This window comes from Massilia sp. BGA-UO-ETr-WB1 (assembly GCF_059567845.1).
Map to the genome: position 1 here is coordinate 404,319 of NZ_JCAQOT010000023.1, position 14,907 is coordinate 419,225.

Here is a 14,907-nt window from a genome sequence, read left to right on the forward strand (position 1 = left end):
CAAACACGACAGGGACAGGACGGGGACGGACATGAGCATCAGGAATTTCAACAGCCTGTTCGACCCCGGCTCGGTGGCGGTGATCGGCGCGTCGCTGCGGCCGGGCAGCCTGGGCACGGTGGTGCTGGCCAATATGGCCGGCGCCGGCTACGCGGGCGCGTTGTGGCCGGTCAATCCCAAGTACGACGAGCTGCTGGGCGTGCGCTGCTACGGCAAGGTGTCGGCCTTGCCGAAGGCGCCCGACCTGGCCATCATCTGCACCCCGCCGGCCACCGTGCCGGGGCTGATCGCTGAGCTGGGCGCGCGCGGCACGCGCGCCGCCGTGGTGCTGACCAAGGGACTGGACCAGGCCAGGATGGGCGGCAAGCCGGTGCGCCAGGCCATGCTGGAGGCGGCCAAGCCGCACCTGCTGCGCATCCTGGGGCCGGGCGGGGTGGGCCTGCTGGCGCCGCACAGCGGCTTGAACGCCAGCCTGGCCGAGGGCGGCGCCCGGGCCGGCAAGATCGCTTTCATCTCGCAATCGGACGCGCTGATGGCGGCCGTGCTGGACTGGGCGCGGCTGCACGGCATCGGCTTTTCCAAGTTCGCCTCGCTGGGCGAGCGCGCCGACATCGACCTGGGCGACCTGCTCGACTACCTGGCCGACGACGCCGACACGGCGGCCATCCTGGTCTATATGGAAAACCTGGCCTGCGCGCGCAAATTCATGTCGGCGGCGCGCCTGGCGGCGCGCGCCAAGCCGGTGATCGTGCTCAAGGCGGGGCGCGACAGCAGCGACCTGGCCTACGACGCCGCCTTCCGCCGCGCCGGCATGCTGCGCGTGCACTCCACCGAAGACCTGTTCGACGCGGCAGAAACGCTGACCCATGCGCGCGCGCTGCGCGGCGAGCGGCTGGCCATCGTGGCCAACGGCGGCGCGCTGGGCACCATCGCCACCGACGCGCTGGCCTACGCGGACGGCACGCTGGCGCCGCTGTCGCCCGGCACCATCAAGCTGCTGCGGGACGCGCGGTCCGCCGGGCCGGACGCTGCGGGCGCGCGCCAGGCGGAGGGGGCGCCGTACAACCCGCTCAACCTGGGCGGGGCCGCCACGCCGGAACAATACGTGGCCGTGTTCGAGGCGCTGCTGCGTGAGCCGCAGGTGGACGCGGTGCTGCTGATCCATGCGCCGGCCACCGGGGTGGACGCCGCCCGCATAGCCGGGCTGCTGGCGCCGCTGGCGCGCGGCTCGGGCAAGAACGTGCTGGCGTGCTGGCTGGGGGGCGCGGCAGTGGCCGGCGCGCGCCGCGTGTTCGCCGACGCGGGCTTGCCGGCCTACGACACGCCGGAACAGGCGGTGCGCGGCTTCATGCAGACGGTGCAGTACCGCCGCAACCAGGAACTGCTGATGGAAGTGCCCGGGCAGCTGCCGCCCGGCGGCAAGCCGGAACGCGCCGCCGCGCGCGCCGTGCTGGCGGCCGCCGTGGCCGCCGGCCGGCAAACGCTGAACGCCGACGAGACGCGCGCGGTGCTGGCCGCCTACGGCATCCGCATGGCCGGCCCCGGCGGCGCCGACGTTGGCGCTGCCGCCCATGCCCGGCAGCTGGCCATCACGGTGCACGACGACGCCACTTTCGGCCCGGTGATCAGCTTCGGTCCCGGCGGCGCCAACGCCGCGGCCGGCGAGGGCGGCGGGCTGGACTTCGGCGCCAGCCACCGCGCCATCGGCCTGCCGCCGCTGAATATGGTGCTGGCGCGCGACTTGCTGGAGCGTACCCGCATGCGCCCGGCCGCCGACAGCGACGCCATCTGCCATGCGCTGATCCAGGTGTCCGACCTGGTGGCGGATACCTGCGAATTGGCCAGCCTGAGCCTCAACCCGCTGCTGGCGGACGCGCAGGGCGTGCTGGCGCTGGATGCGCGCATCGCGCTGGGCCCGCCGCGCGCCGGCTACCGGCTGGCCATCCGCGCCTATCCGCAGGAACTGGAGCAGGAAGTGCTGTGGCGCGGCGCACCGCTGACGCTGCGCCCGATCCGGCCGGAGGATGCCCCGCAGCATGTCGAATTTTTTGCCAGGCTGGAACCGGACGACGTGCGCCTGCGCTTTTTTTCCGCCATGCGCGAATTGCAGCCGGCGCAGCTGGCGCGGCTCACGCAGATCGATTACGACCGCGCCATGGCCTTCATTGCAACACGCATCGGTGGTGAGGGCAGGCCTGAAACACTAGGGGTAGTACGCGCTGTTGCAGACCCGGATAATCAGCACGCTGAATTTGCTATTTTGGTACGTTCGGACTTGAAGGGAATGGGGCTAGGCGCTATTCTGTTTCAAAAGCTGATCGATTATTTCCGCAGCCGAGGCACTGCGGCGATAGTCGGTGAAGCGTTGTCTGAAAATGGCGGTGTCCAGCAGCTGGTCCGGCGCTTCGGCGGCTCGGTCAGTCCGTCGCCGGAAGCCGGGATGTCCATTTTACATCTCAAGCTGCAACCGTAGTCTCCTGATCAATACCCGGACAGTTTGTTCTATGTCAAAGTGCTGATCGTCGCAATTATTTACACTTTTACTTCCGCCTCGTCGCTCTTGTGATCTTAGCTTGGAGTAAGAATGTTAACGGCCACATACACTTTGGTAGCTTTATCCGTCGAGCAAGCCAACATCCGCGTCAGTTTGCTTTCGTTCCAGAAATACGTCCAGTCCACGCTGCTGAACCAGAACAGCTTGACCTTGTCGCAGCTCGAGTTCGCGTGCGAATCGCTGAACCGGCTGTACCAGGCCTGCCATTGGCGCAAGATCGAAATGTATCTGATACCGGCGATCCGCCAGGCCACCGAGCAAGCCAACCAGTTGCTGGATGAACTCAACCGCCTGAACGACACGGCGCTGGGCGTGATCCGCTCCCTGCAGCAACAGGTTGCCGAATCGAAAGACGAGTCCGAACAGCGCGCGCACGACATCTGCGCCGCCATCGACGCCTTCTGCGAATCGCTGCTGCAGCGGCTGGACAAGGAAGAGAAAGAATTGTTCGCCGTGGCCCGCACCGCGATCGGCGGCGAAGCCTGGTTTGCCATCGCCAACCAGTTCCTGCTGCACGACGCCAATGTGGCCGAAGCGCGCCGCTGCAAGGGCGGCCAGCTGCACTTGGTGGAAAAGCCCGCCGCCGGGCCGCGCGGCAAGCTGGACGAGATGCTGCTGCCGGAGCTGGCCGTGCTGCCCCTGGTGCTGCCGGACGAGGAGCTGGACACCAATATTCCGGTGTCCGAACTGGTCCGTCCGCGCCGCCAGCGGCCCCCCAGCCGCGCCCTGGCGGACTAGCTTTCGTGCAGTCGAGGCAGAGCATGGCCTTCCTTTGCTATCATGGCGGTTTTGAAACAGCGATAGCCCATCATGTTCGAATTCCTCTTCAAGCGACCCGGCGATGCGCCGAACGGCCAGCAGCCCGATGCTGCGCAGGCCTCCGCCGCCGTGGCCGCGTCCGCCCAAGCTGAGCAGACCGCGTCGCGCCGCGCCGCGCAGGCCGAGCGGGCCAAGACGCTGGCCGAGGACGAGGCCGCCGCTGTCGAGCTGATTTTGCAAAGCGAGTTCGCCGACGTGCGCCTGGCCGCCGCCGCGCACGTGGTGTCGCAGCCGGCGCTGGAGAAGGTGCAGCAGGCCATGCGCAACACCGACCGCCGCGTGGCCAAGCTGATGCAGTCGCGCCTGGACGCGATCCGCCACCAGCAAGCCGAACAGCGCCAGGCCGAGGCCGCCATTGCGAATGCGCGCAAGCTGCTGGCCGACGAGAAACTGACTCCCAATCAAGTAGCCGAGCTGGACCGCCTGTGGAAGGTGATTGCCGCCACGCCCGCGCTGGCCGAAGAATTCGACGGCGTGCGCAGCGCGCTGGCCGCGCGCCTGGAAGACCAGGTCAACCTGCAGCGCGCCGCGCTCGACGCGCTGGCCGCCTTGCGCCGCCTGGCGGCGGACGGGGCCGATACCGCCCAGCTCGACGCGCTGGCCGCGGAACACGCCAAACACGTGGCTGCCCCCGAGAAGGGCGCGCTGCCGCGCAATCTGCTGGGTGACTTCGAGACCGCCATGGCCGAGGCGCGCGGCAAGCTTGCCGCGCAAGAAGCCCGCCTCGCAGCACAGTCCGCCACACAGTCCGCCGCCCAGCCGGCCGGCAGCCCGGCCGGCAACCCGGTGGACGCGGCCGGCGGCGACGCGGCGGTAGGCGGCGCCGGCTCTGCCAACGGCGCGGCCAGTGACGCCGGCACGCATGCCGCAGCGGGCGGCGCCGACGTTCAGCCGGCCGGTGCGCACGCCGGCGAGCCGCACGCTGCGGGCCAGCGCGGCGCGGAAGCGCACGCGTCGGCCAAGCACGCGGAGCGCGGGGCCGCCAGGCAGCGCGACCTGTCGCCTGCCGCGCAGGAAGCCGCGCGCGAAGCCAACAAGCGCTTCATGGCCACGCTGGACGCCATGGAGGCGGCGCTGGCCGAAGGCCAGCTGCACGTTGCCAACGACCACGACAAAACGTTGAAGGAAATCAAGACCGGCCGTCTCACGCCGGCCCAGGCCGACCGCCTGGCCCACGTGCGCGCCGACCTGAAACGCCTGGGCGACTGGGCGCGCTGGGGCGGCAACGTGTCGCGCGAAGAACTGGTGAAATCCGTCGAGGACCTGCAAGGCCAGCAGCTCGCCATGGCCGAGCTGGCCAAAAAAGTGGGCAGCATGCGCGAACGCTGGAAAGGCCTGGACTCGGTCTCCGGCCCGGCGCCCAAAGGCCTGTGGGAGCGTTTCGACGCCGCCTGCACCGCCGCCTACGCGCCCGCCGCCGCCCACTTCAAGCACCTGGCCGACGAACGCCACACCAACGCCGCCAAGGCGCAAGCCCTGATCGCCGAAGTCGACGCGTTGAAAGCGAAGGCGGCGGAATCGGAAACGCCCGACTTCAAGGCGCTGGCCGCCGCCTCGCAGCGCCTGCGCCAGGCCTGGGGCCGCCTGGGCGCCATCGACCGCAAGGAAAAGAAGAAGCTGGACGGCATCTTCGGCAAAGCCATGGACGCCTTGCTGGCGCCGCTGGAGAACCAGCGCAGCATCGAAGTGGCCTGCCGCGAACAGCTGATCGAGGAAACCGCCAAGCTGAACCCGAGCGACCGCCACACGCTGGACACCCTGCGCATCCTGCAGGAACGCTGGCAGGAGCACGCCAAGGCGCTGCCGCTGGAGCGCAAGCAGGAGCAGGCGCTGTGGCAGCGGTTCCGCGCCGCGTGCGACGCCATCTTCGCCGCCCGCAAGGAATCTGCGCACGCCGCCGACCACGAACGCAAGGCCCACCTGCACGCCCGCGAAGCCATTTGCGCGCAGCTGGAGCAGGCCACCTTCAGCGGCGACGACAAGGCCCAGCAGGCCGCCATCGCCAAGGCCTTGCGCGACGCCGCCGCCGCGTGGCACGCGTCCGGCGCGGTGCCGCGCGCCAGCGAGCAGAAGATCGAGGCGCGCTACAAGGCCGCCATCGCCGCCGTGCAGGCGCAGGGCGATGCCATCCGCAAACGTGCCGGCGCCGCGCAGGCGAACGCGCTGCGCGACAAGCTGCGCCTGACGCAGGCGCTGGAGAGCGCGCTGGCCGCAGGGGCGGATGCAAGCGCGGACGGCGCCATCGACGGCGCCATCGATGCCGCCGACTGGGAGGCGCGCTGGAAAGCCTTGCCGCCGCTGCCGAACGAATACGAACGCACGCTGCACAGCCGCTACGCCGCCGCGCTGGCCGCCACGGCCGAGCCGGGCAAGCGCAGCGCCTATGCGGCCCAGCTGGAGGCGGCGCGCGCCAAGCTGCTGCAGGAAGTGCTGCGCCTGGAGATCGTGGCCGGCGTCGACAGCGGCGCCGAGTTCGCGCGCGAACGCCTGAAAATGCAGGTCGAGGTGCTGCAGTCCTCGCTCAAGTCCGGCCAGAAGCCGATGACGCAGGCGGCCCAGTTCGTGCAGCTGTGCGCCATGCCGGCGCTGGCGGACCCGCGCACGGCCACCCGCATCGAGCAGCTGTTCCGCCGCATCGGCGCGGAGGCCAAGTGACGCAGGCGGCAATGGGCCATGTGCGCGTGCAGGCGGACGACTTCGACGTCGCCGCCGAAGTGGCGCAACTGCGCGCCGGGAACGCCAAAGTCGGCGGTATAGTCACCTTTGTCGGCACCGTGCGCGACCTGAACGAAGGCGCCGACGTGGCGGAAATGGAACTCGAACACTATCCGGGCATGACGGAACAGTCGATCGAGGCCATTATTGAACAGGCGAAGGCGCGCTGGCCGATTTACGGCGCGCTGGTGATCCATCGCATCGGCCCGCTGAAGCCCACCGAACAGATCGTGCTGGTGGCGGTGACGTCGGCCCACCGCGGCGAAGCGTTTGCCGCCTGCGAATTCATCATCGACTACCTGAAGACCGAAGCGCCGTTCTGGAAGAAGGAACAAACCCCGGACGGCGCTCGCTGGGTGGACGCCCGCGTCAGCGACGACGCTGCTTTGAAGAAATGGACACTTTCTTGAGCTAGATTGATTTGGATCAAGATGGCCTCCTTGAAAACTGGTTGCGCAGCCCAATTTGCACAGTAGACCAATTCAGGAGCATTTCAAATGCGGCAAGACAAACTCACTACCAAACTGCAGGAAGCCCTGGCCGACGCGCAAAGCCTGGCCGTGGGCAACGACAATCCCTATATTGAACCGGTGCACCTGCTGGTGGCCCTGATCAACCAGGACGACGGCAGCGCGCGCTCGCTGCTGCAGCGCGCCGGGGTCAACGTCAACGCCCTGGCCAATGCGCTGAAATCGTCGCTGGAGCGGCTGCCCAAGGTGTCCGGCACCAGCGGCGACGTGCAGGTCAGCCGCGAGCTGATCGGCGTGCTGAACCTGTCCGACAAGGAGGCCCAGAAGCGCGGCGACCAGTTCGTGTCCAGCGAAATGATCTTGCTGGCGCTGGCGGACGACAAGTCCGATGCCGGCAAGCTGGCGCGCGAGAACGGCCTGACCCGCAAGGCGCTGGCGGCGGCCATCGACACGGTGCGCGGCGGCGGCAAGGTCGATTCGGCCGAGGCCGAAGGCCAGCGCGAGGCGCTGAAAAAATACACGCTGGACCTGACCGAGCGCGCCCGCGCCGGCAAGCTGGACCCGGTGATCGGCCGCGACGACGAGATCCGCCGCGCCATCCAGGTGCTGCAGCGCCGCACCAAGAACAATCCGGTGCTGATCGGCGAGCCGGGCGTGGGCAAGACCGCCATCGTCGAGGGCCTGGCGCAGCGCATCGTCAACAACGAGGTGCCGGACTCGCTGCGCGGCAAGCGCGTGCTGTCGCTGGACATGGCGGCGCTGCTGGCGGGCGCCAAGTACCGCGGCGAATTCGAGGAACGCCTGAAGTCCGTGCTGAAGGAACTGGCCATGGACGAGGGCCAGACCATCGTCTTCATCGACGAGCTGCACACCATGGTGGGCGCCGGCAAGGCCGAAGGCGCCATGGACGCGGGCAATATGCTCAAACCCGCGCTGGCGCGCGGCGAGCTGCACTGCCTGGGCGCGACCACGCTGGACGAATACCGCAAATACATCGAGAAGGACGCCGCGCTGGAGCGCCGCTTCCAGAAGATCCTGGTCGACGAGCCGACCGTGGAAGCGACCATCGCCATCCTGCGCGGCCTGCAGGACAAGTACGAGCTGCACCACAAGGTGGCGATCACCGACGCGGCCATCATCGCGGCGGCGGAACTGTCGCACCGCTACATCACGGACCGCTTCCTGCCCGACAAGGCGATCGACCTGATCGACGAAGCGGCGTCCAAGATCAAGATCGAGATCGACTCCAAGCCGGAAGTGATGGACAAGCTGGAACGCCGCCTGATCCAGCTGAAGATCGAGAAGGAAGCCGTCAAGAAGGAAAAGGACGAGGCTTCGCGCCGCCGCCTGGACCTGATCGACGAGGAAATCGCCAAGCTGCAGCGCGAGTACAACGACTTCGAGGAAATCCTGAAGGCCGAGAAGGCCAATGTGCAGGGCACCACGCACATCAAGGAGGAAATCGAGCGCATCAAGCAGCAGATGGAGGAAGCCACGCGCGCCTCCAACTGGCAGCGCGTGTCCGAACTCCAGTACGGCAAGCTGCCGGAGCTGGAGACGCAGCTCAAGCAGGCTGAAAGCGCGGGCGCCAACGCGGCCGGCGGCGGCAACGACAAGCCCAAGCTGCTGCGCACCCAGGTGGGCGCCGAGGAAATCGCCGAAGTGGTGTCGCGCGCCACCGGCATTCCCGTGTCGCGCATGATGCAGGGCGAGCGCGACAAGCTGCTGCACATCGAAGAGAAGCTGCACCAGCGGGTGGTGGGCCAGGATGAGGCCATCAACGCGGTGGCGGACGCGATCCGCCGCTCGCGCGCCGGCCTGGCCGATCCGAACCGTCCATACGGCTCCTTCATGTTCCTGGGACCGACCGGCGTCGGCAAGACCGAGCTGACCAAGGCGCTGGCGTCCTTCCTGTTCGACACCGAGGAATCGCTGATCCGTCTCGACATGAGCGAATTCATGGAGAAGCATTCGGTGGCCCGCCTGATCGGCGCGCCGCCCGGCTACGTCGGCTACGACGAGGGCGGCTACCTGACCGAAGCGGTACGCCGCAAGCCGTACAGCGTGATCCTGCTCGACGAGGTGGAGAAGGCGCACCACGACGTGTTCAACGTGCTGCTGCAGGTGCTGGACGACGGCCGCATGACCGACGGCCAGGGCCGCACGGTGGATTTCAAGAACACCGTCATCATCATGACGTCCAACCTCGGTTCGCAGAAGATCCAGTCGATGGAGGATTCCGATCCGGCGCTGGTGAAGCTGTCGGTGATGGCCGAGGTACGTTCGCACTTCCGCCCGGAGTTCATCAACCGCATCGACGAGATCGTGGTGTTCCACGGCCTGGACGAGAAGAACATCGGCGCCATTGCGAAGATCCAGCTGCACATCCTGGAACAGCGCCTGGCGCGCATGGAGATGGCGCTGCAGGTGACCGACGGCGCGCTGCAGAAGATCGCCGAGGCGGGCTACGATCCGGTGTATGGCGCGCGACCGCTCAAGCGCGCGATCCAGCAGCAGATCGAGAACCCCTTGTCGCGCCTGATACTGGAGGGCCGCTTCGGGCCGAAGGACACCATCCACGTCGACGAACGCAACGGCGCGCTGGTGTTCAGCGCGGACGGCAAGGAGCCTATCGTCGCCTGATGTCGACTGATGTCGCCTGATGCTTCGCTGCCTGAGGCATCAGGCAGCGAAGTCCTCCACCTCATAGCGGTCCAGAAAGCGCCTCGGCTCGCGCCGGGGCAGGCCGCTGTCCGCCATCGCGAAGCGCAGCCGCTCCGCTTCCAGCTGTTCTATCGTACGCCGCACGTATGCGCCCAGCGACTGGCGCGTGGTGCACTTCTGCCACATCGGATAGCGCCCGCTGACGCGGTAGCCGTCCAGGTACTCGATTTCGAAATCGCATTCAAAGTAGTCCTGCGGCCCGGTGGCCCAGCTGCGCAGCAGCTTGTCGGCCGACACGAAGGAGCCGAGGACGGCCATCGCGCGGGCGCGCTCCTGGCGGATGCGGATCTTGGCGACACCTACTTTTTCGTCATGGTGCATGGCATGCTCGCGAGAGGTCAGTGCCGCATTTCGCCGTCAACCTGGCGCCACAGATGCAGCGGGTTGCCGTCCTGCAGCGCGGCGGGCAGCAGGCTGGAAGGGACATCGAGATAAAACACGGGACGCAGAAAGCGCGCGATCGCCTGGGCGGCGGTGGCGCCGTTATAAACCGGCATGGAGGTGAAACTGTTGACGTTGACGTGGCGCGCCATGCGTTCGAGCTGCGGCATCAGGCGCGCGGCCAGTGCGGTGTCGCCGTCGGCCATCTGCATGCCCGCCACCAGCTGCGGGCCCAGCAGCGCGGCCACCGCCAGCAGCTCCTCCGGGCAGGCGCAGCGCAGCAGCAGCGCGGACGGCCCCGGATGCTGGTCGGCCAGCGCGGGCGTGGCCAGCAGGCTGGAGGCCTCCGCTTCCACGAAGAGCGCGCGCGCATCGCCGCTTTCCTGGCCGGCCTGCGCACCGGCGCCCTCGGCCAGCAAGTCCACATCGCGCCCGCGCAGCAGGCGCTCCACGTTCTGCGCGTGGCCGTGCCGGGCGCCGGAGCAGGGCAGCGCCACCGGCGGCATGGCCAGCACGCCGTCGATCATGGTCTCCCTTAAGTCTATGTATCCGTCGCCTTCTATCGCCACTACAATGCCGGGTTTGAACATGCTGTGCGCGGTGCAGGGGCTGAACTGCTTCAGCAATTGCTGGCCCAGGTGCTCGGCGCGCGCATTGAGCGCGTGCGGCAGGATGAACACCGGATTGCTGCTGGCGATGTCGAGCAGCACCGGCACCGGTTCGCTGCGGTCCAGGCTGCGCCGCATCAGCTCCAGCCCCTCCTGGCGGCGCCCGGCGAAGGTGGCGGCCTTGATGTCCGGGTGGGTGACCAGCGCGCCGGCGCTGCCGGCGTGGTCCGCCACCAGGCCGTACACGCCTTCCGGCAAGCCGGCCGCCTGCACCGCCGCCGCGATGGCGCCGGCCAGCAGCGCGCAGGTGCGCGGGTGGGTGGCGCTGCCGCGCACCACCGCCGGGCAGCCGGCGGCCAGCGCGGCGATCACGTCGGCCGCCGCCGCCGCGTACACCGGCGCGGCGCAGGCGTGGCCGGTGCCGAGCACGGCCACCGGTCCCAGCGCGATATTCTGCACGCGCTGGTCGGGCGGCGCGGTTTCGATGGCGGCGCCGAGCCAGTGGCTGCGCCGCAGCACTGCGGCGAACGTGCGCAGCTGCTGCAGGATGCTATCGTGCTCCATGGCAACCATCGATGCGCCCACGCCCAGCTCGGCCCCGGCGCTGGCGGCCACGGCCTCGCGCGCGGCGTCGATATGGAAAGAGATCAGCTCAAGCAGGCGGCAGCGCTCGGCCACGCTGCTGTGGCGGAAGACGGCGGCGGCGGCATCGGCGCGGCGCGCGGCCAGGTCCAGGCTGGTCCAGGCGTGGTGCGGCATGGGAAGCGGCTGCGGGGGGGCGAAGGTGGTGGGGGTGTTCACTAGGGCATGCCTTTGGTGGTCTGTGGCGCTTAAATATTGTAAAAACTATTCCGTGCAGCGGTTAATAAATTCTTGTAAATTGGCGTTAAATGTCCTTAAGGGATAGACGCCGGCCATACCGACGACACAATGACTTCATCCGATACCGCTATCCTGTTTGGCGCCTACCGCCTGGTGCCGTCCGAGCGCGCGCTGTTCAACAGCGAGCAGCCGGTGCGGCTGAGCGGACGCGCCTTCGACCTGCTGCTGGCGCTGCTGGAACGGCCCGGCGAAGTGCTCAGCAAGGACGAGCTGATCGCCCGCGTCTGGCCGCGCACCTGCGTGGAAGAGGGCAATCTGCGGGTGCACATCGGCGCGCTGCGCAAGGTGCTGCACGACGCCAGCGGCAGCCTGTACGTGGAAAACGTGGTGGGGCGCGGCTACAGCTTCGTGGCGCCGGTGCGGCGGGTGGTTCACCACGCGCAGCCCGCTCCGGCCGGTGTGCTCACGCCATCCGTGCCGTCCGCGTCCGGCGCGCAGCCGCTGCCGCACACCCGCATCTTCGGCCGCAACGACACCTTGCAGCAGCTGGCCGCCCAGGTGCCGCAGCGGCGCCTGGTGACAGTGGTGGGGCCGGGCGGCATGGGCAAGACCACGGTGGCGGTGGCCACCTCGGGCCAACTGGCGCAGGCGTTCGCGCATGGCGTATTCCTGGTGGACCTGGCGCCGCTGAGCGATGGTTCGCAGGTCAGCAGCGCATTGGCGCTGGCGCTGGGCATGCCGGCGATGTCCAGCGATCCGGCGGCGGCGCTGGCGGCGCACCTGCACGACATGCACGCGCTGCTGGTGTTCGACAACTGCGAGCATGTGATCGACAGCGTGGCCAGCCTGGTGGAGCGATTGCTGCGCCAGACGCCGCGCGTGCACGTGCTGGCCACCAGCCGCGAGCCGCTGCGGGCGGAGGCGGAATGGGTGCACCGGCTGCCGCCGCTGGCCTTGCCGCCGCTGCCGGCCGCCGGCCCGGCGGGGCTGGACAGCCTGGGCAACCCTGCCTGGCTGGCTGAATTGGCCGCCACGCCCGCGGTGCAGCTGTTCGTGGAGCGCGCCACGGCGGGCATGGACAGTTTCAGGCTCGGCGCGGACAACGCCGCCGCCGTGGCCGACATCTGCCGCCGGCTGGACGGCATCCCGCTGGCGATCGAGCTGGCGGCGGGGCGGGCCGAGTTCTTCGGCGTGCACGGACTGGCCGAGCGGCTGGAGGACTGCTTCTCCGTGCTCACGCGCGGCCGCCGCACGGCCCTGCCGCGCCACCAGACCTTGCGCGCCACGCTGGACTGGAGCTACGACATGCTCAGTCCCGCCGAGCAGGCCACGCTGCGCCGCTTCGCCATCTTCCGCGCGCCGTTCACGCTGGAGTGCGCGGCCGGCGTGGCGCAGTGCGACGACATCTGCGGCGCGGACGTGCTGGACTGCATCGCCAACCTGGCCGCCAAGTCTTTGCTCAGCGCGGACACCGGCGGCGAGGTGGCGCAATACCGGCTGCTCGGCACCACCCGCGCCTATGCGCTGGACAAGCTGCGCGCCAGCGGCGAGCTGGCGTGGGTGGCGCGGCGCTACGCCCAGCGCTGCCGCGACTTCCTGCGGCCCGCGCAAGCAGACCTGGAACGCCAGGCGCCGGCGGCATGGATGGCTACCTACGGCCGTTGCATCGACCATGTGCGCGCCGCCCTGGAATGGGCTTTCGGTGCGGAGCGCAGCGGCAGCGGCGAAGACCTGGCGCTGGGCCTGGAGCTGTGCGCCGTATCGGCGCCGCTGTGGTATCAATTGTCGCTGATGGATGAATACCGCAGCCGCCTGCAGCAGGCGCTGCGGCTGGCGCGCCAGGGCGGTGACGGCGGCGATGGCCCGGCCGCGCAGCAACCGGCGTTGCAACTGACGCCGCGGCTTGAAATGCCGCTGGTGCTGGCGCTGGGCCACGCGCTGCTGCACGCGGGCGACCAGGCCGACAACGCCGAGCGCTCCAGCGCTTTCGCGCGCGCGCTCGACCTGGCGCAGCAGACCGGCGACAACCCTGGCCGCATGGGGGCGCTGTGGGGTTGTTTTGTCGACGCCATCTTCAACGGCGACTACCAGCTGGCCTTGGGCTACGCCGAGCGCTTCGGCGTGGCGGCCGTCTGCGCCGGCGGCGAGGTGCACAAGCTGGCGCATGCCCGCATGCTGGCGCGCACCATGCATTACCTGGGCCACCAGGACCGCGCGCGCAGCCACATCGAGTTCGTGGTGCGGCATCCGCTGGACAGCGTGCGCCTGTCGCAGGGGCGCGGCTTCCAGTTCGACCAGCGCATTTCCAGCATGGCCATCCACGCCCGCGTGTTGTGGCTGCAAGGCTATCCGGAGCAGGCCATGGCCGTGGCGCGCGCCTGCGTCGAGGAAGGGCAGCGGGCCGGGCACGGCATCTCGCTGTGCTTTGCCGTGCTGGTGGCGTGCACCGTTTTCACCTGGTGCGGCGACGAAGCGGAAGGCCAGCGCTATGCCGCGCTGATGCTGGACCACTCGCACCGCTGCGCGCTGCCGCAGTGGCATTTCTGGGGCCGGGGCCACGCTCTGGCGCAGCGCCTGCTGCACGGCCACCACCCGCCGCAGGACGACGAGCTGTTCGCCTTGCAGCAGGACCCGCACTGCGGCGACCTGCAGGTGGACGTGCTGGCCACGCTGCATCCGCGCCTGCTGTCGGCGCGGGCGATTGCGCGCGCGGAGGGCGGCAGCGCGGGCTGGAGCCGCGCCGAAGTGATGCGCAGCTGGGGTGAAACGCTGCGCCAGGCCGGGTCGGACGCGCAAGCCGAACAGCTGTTCGAGCGCGGGCTGGCCATCGCGGCGGAGCAGGGCGCGGGCGCCTGGGAGCTGCGCCTGGCCACCAGCCTGGCCCGGCTGCGCTGGTCGCAGCAGCGCCGCCTGGAAGCGCGCGCGCCGCTGGACGCCATCTATAGCCGCTACAGCGAAGGCCACGCCACGCGCGACTTGCGCCTGGCCCGCAGCCTGCTCGGCGAGCTGGCCTGACCGGCGGGGTCAGGTAAAGAACGCGGACGGCGTAGTGCCGAACGTTTTCTTGAACATGGCGGAGAACGCCGACTGGCTGGCGTAACCCAGCTGCTCGGCCACTTGCGCCAGCGGCAGGCCGCGCGCGATCAGCGGCGCCGCGTGGGCCAGCCGCACCTGCTGGCGCCACTGCCCGAAGGTCAGCCCCAGTTCGCGCTCGAACAGGCGCGCCAGCGTGCGCTCGGAGGCGCCCACGTGGCGCGCCCAGTGCTCCAGCGTCTGCGGCGCGGCCGGGTCGTTCATCAGGGCCGCGCACAGCACTTTCAGGCGCTTGTCTTCCGGCAGCGGCACGCGGATGGGGCGCGTGGCCGAACGCGCCAGCTCGTCGAGGATCAGCTCCGCCAGCAGCGGCTCGCGCGCCGTCTCCACGTCCAGGTCCAGCTGTTCCAGCGCCACGATCAGCTCGCGCAGCAGGCTCGATACCTCCAGCACCTTGCACTCGGTGCCCGTGAACGGCGCGCGCGCGGCCAGTACGCACAGCGGCCGCAGGCGCGCCTTCTCCAGCACCGTCACCGCATGCTCCACGTGCGGCGCGATCCAGATCGCCCGCAGCGGCGGCACGATCCAGCTGCTGTTGTTGGCCGTCACGCGCACCACGCCCTCCAGCGCATAGGTCACCTGGCCCCAGGGATGGCGGTGCGGCGCCATGAACTCGGCAGCCTCCAGGTCGCGGGCGCGCAGCGTCACCGGCCGCGCATCGCTCGGTTCGTTGCGGGGATGGTAGTGGTTGGTGTGGGTGACGACCGGGATGTGCATGGCA

Annotated in this window: 9 protein-coding genes; 6 read left to right on the forward strand and 3 right to left on the reverse strand. The window is 69.3% G+C overall.

Translation table 11 applies throughout. The features are described from left to right. Positions 1–31 precede the first annotated feature (31 nt). The 5 genes from AC56DV_RS10405 to clpB all read left to right on the forward strand — a co-directional run bounded on the left by AC56DV_RS10405 (position 32) and on the right by clpB (position 9,201). Complete coding sequence (locus AC56DV_RS10405; protein ID WP_496314205.1) at positions 32–2,473, forward strand: bifunctional acetate--CoA ligase family protein/GNAT family N-acetyltransferase; 2,442 nt, start codon at positions 32–34, stop codon at positions 2,471–2,473. 111 nt (positions 2,474–2,584) lie between these two features. Further along, the gene (locus tag AC56DV_RS10410; RefSeq protein ID WP_496314206.1) at positions 2,585–3,292 is read left to right on the forward strand and encodes a hemerythrin domain-containing protein; all 708 of its coding nucleotides are present in this window, start codon (positions 2,585–2,587) and stop codon (positions 3,290–3,292) included. 72 nt (positions 3,293–3,364) lie between these two features. Continuing rightward, on the forward strand, positions 3,365–6,028 hold the full coding sequence (locus AC56DV_RS10415; protein ID WP_496314207.1) for a DUF349 domain-containing protein: 2,664 nt from the start codon (positions 3,365–3,367) through the stop codon (positions 6,026–6,028). Between the two features lie 11 nt (positions 6,029–6,039). After that, the gene (moaE, locus tag AC56DV_RS10420; protein WP_496314716.1) at positions 6,040–6,498 is read left to right on the forward strand and encodes a molybdopterin synthase catalytic subunit MoaE; all 459 of its coding nucleotides are present in this window, start codon (positions 6,040–6,042) and stop codon (positions 6,496–6,498) included. A gap of 87 nt (positions 6,499–6,585) precedes the next feature. Next, positions 6,586–9,201 carry an ATP-dependent chaperone ClpB gene (gene clpB, locus AC56DV_RS10425; protein ID WP_496314208.1) on the forward strand — a complete coding sequence of 872 codons (2,616 nt, stop codon included), beginning with the start codon at positions 6,586–6,588 and terminating at the stop codon, positions 9,199–9,201. 39 nt (positions 9,202–9,240) lie between these two features. On the opposite strand, the gene AC56DV_RS10430 is transcribed toward clpB, so the two are convergent. Together AC56DV_RS10430 and AC56DV_RS10435 are read right to left on the reverse strand one after the other, a co-directional pair. Continuing rightward, positions 9,241–9,603, reverse strand: coding sequence for a hypothetical protein (locus AC56DV_RS10430; RefSeq protein ID WP_496314209.1), 363 nt, complete (start codon positions 9,601–9,603; stop codon positions 9,241–9,243). A 17-nt stretch (positions 9,604–9,620) separates the two neighbouring features. Continuing rightward, positions 9,621–11,072 carry an aldehyde dehydrogenase family protein gene (locus AC56DV_RS10435; RefSeq protein ID WP_496314210.1) on the reverse strand — a complete coding sequence of 484 codons (1,452 nt, stop codon included), beginning with the start codon at positions 11,070–11,072 and terminating at the stop codon, positions 9,621–9,623. 129 nt (positions 11,073–11,201) lie between these two features. Here AC56DV_RS10435 and AC56DV_RS10440 point away from each other — a divergent pair, with 129 nt between their 5' ends. After that, positions 11,202–14,108: an ATP-binding protein gene (locus AC56DV_RS10440; RefSeq protein WP_496314211.1), complete on the forward strand. Its 2,907-nt coding sequence runs from the start codon at positions 11,202–11,204 to the stop codon at positions 14,106–14,108. Between the two features lie 9 nt (positions 14,109–14,117). Here the strand turns inward: AC56DV_RS10440 and AC56DV_RS10445 are convergent, their stop codons facing one another. Beyond that, entirely contained in the window at positions 14,118–14,903 is a 786-nt protein-coding gene (locus AC56DV_RS10445) for an AraC family transcriptional regulator (RefSeq protein ID WP_496314212.1), read from the reverse strand. Between the last annotated feature and the right edge of the window lie 4 nt (positions 14,904–14,907).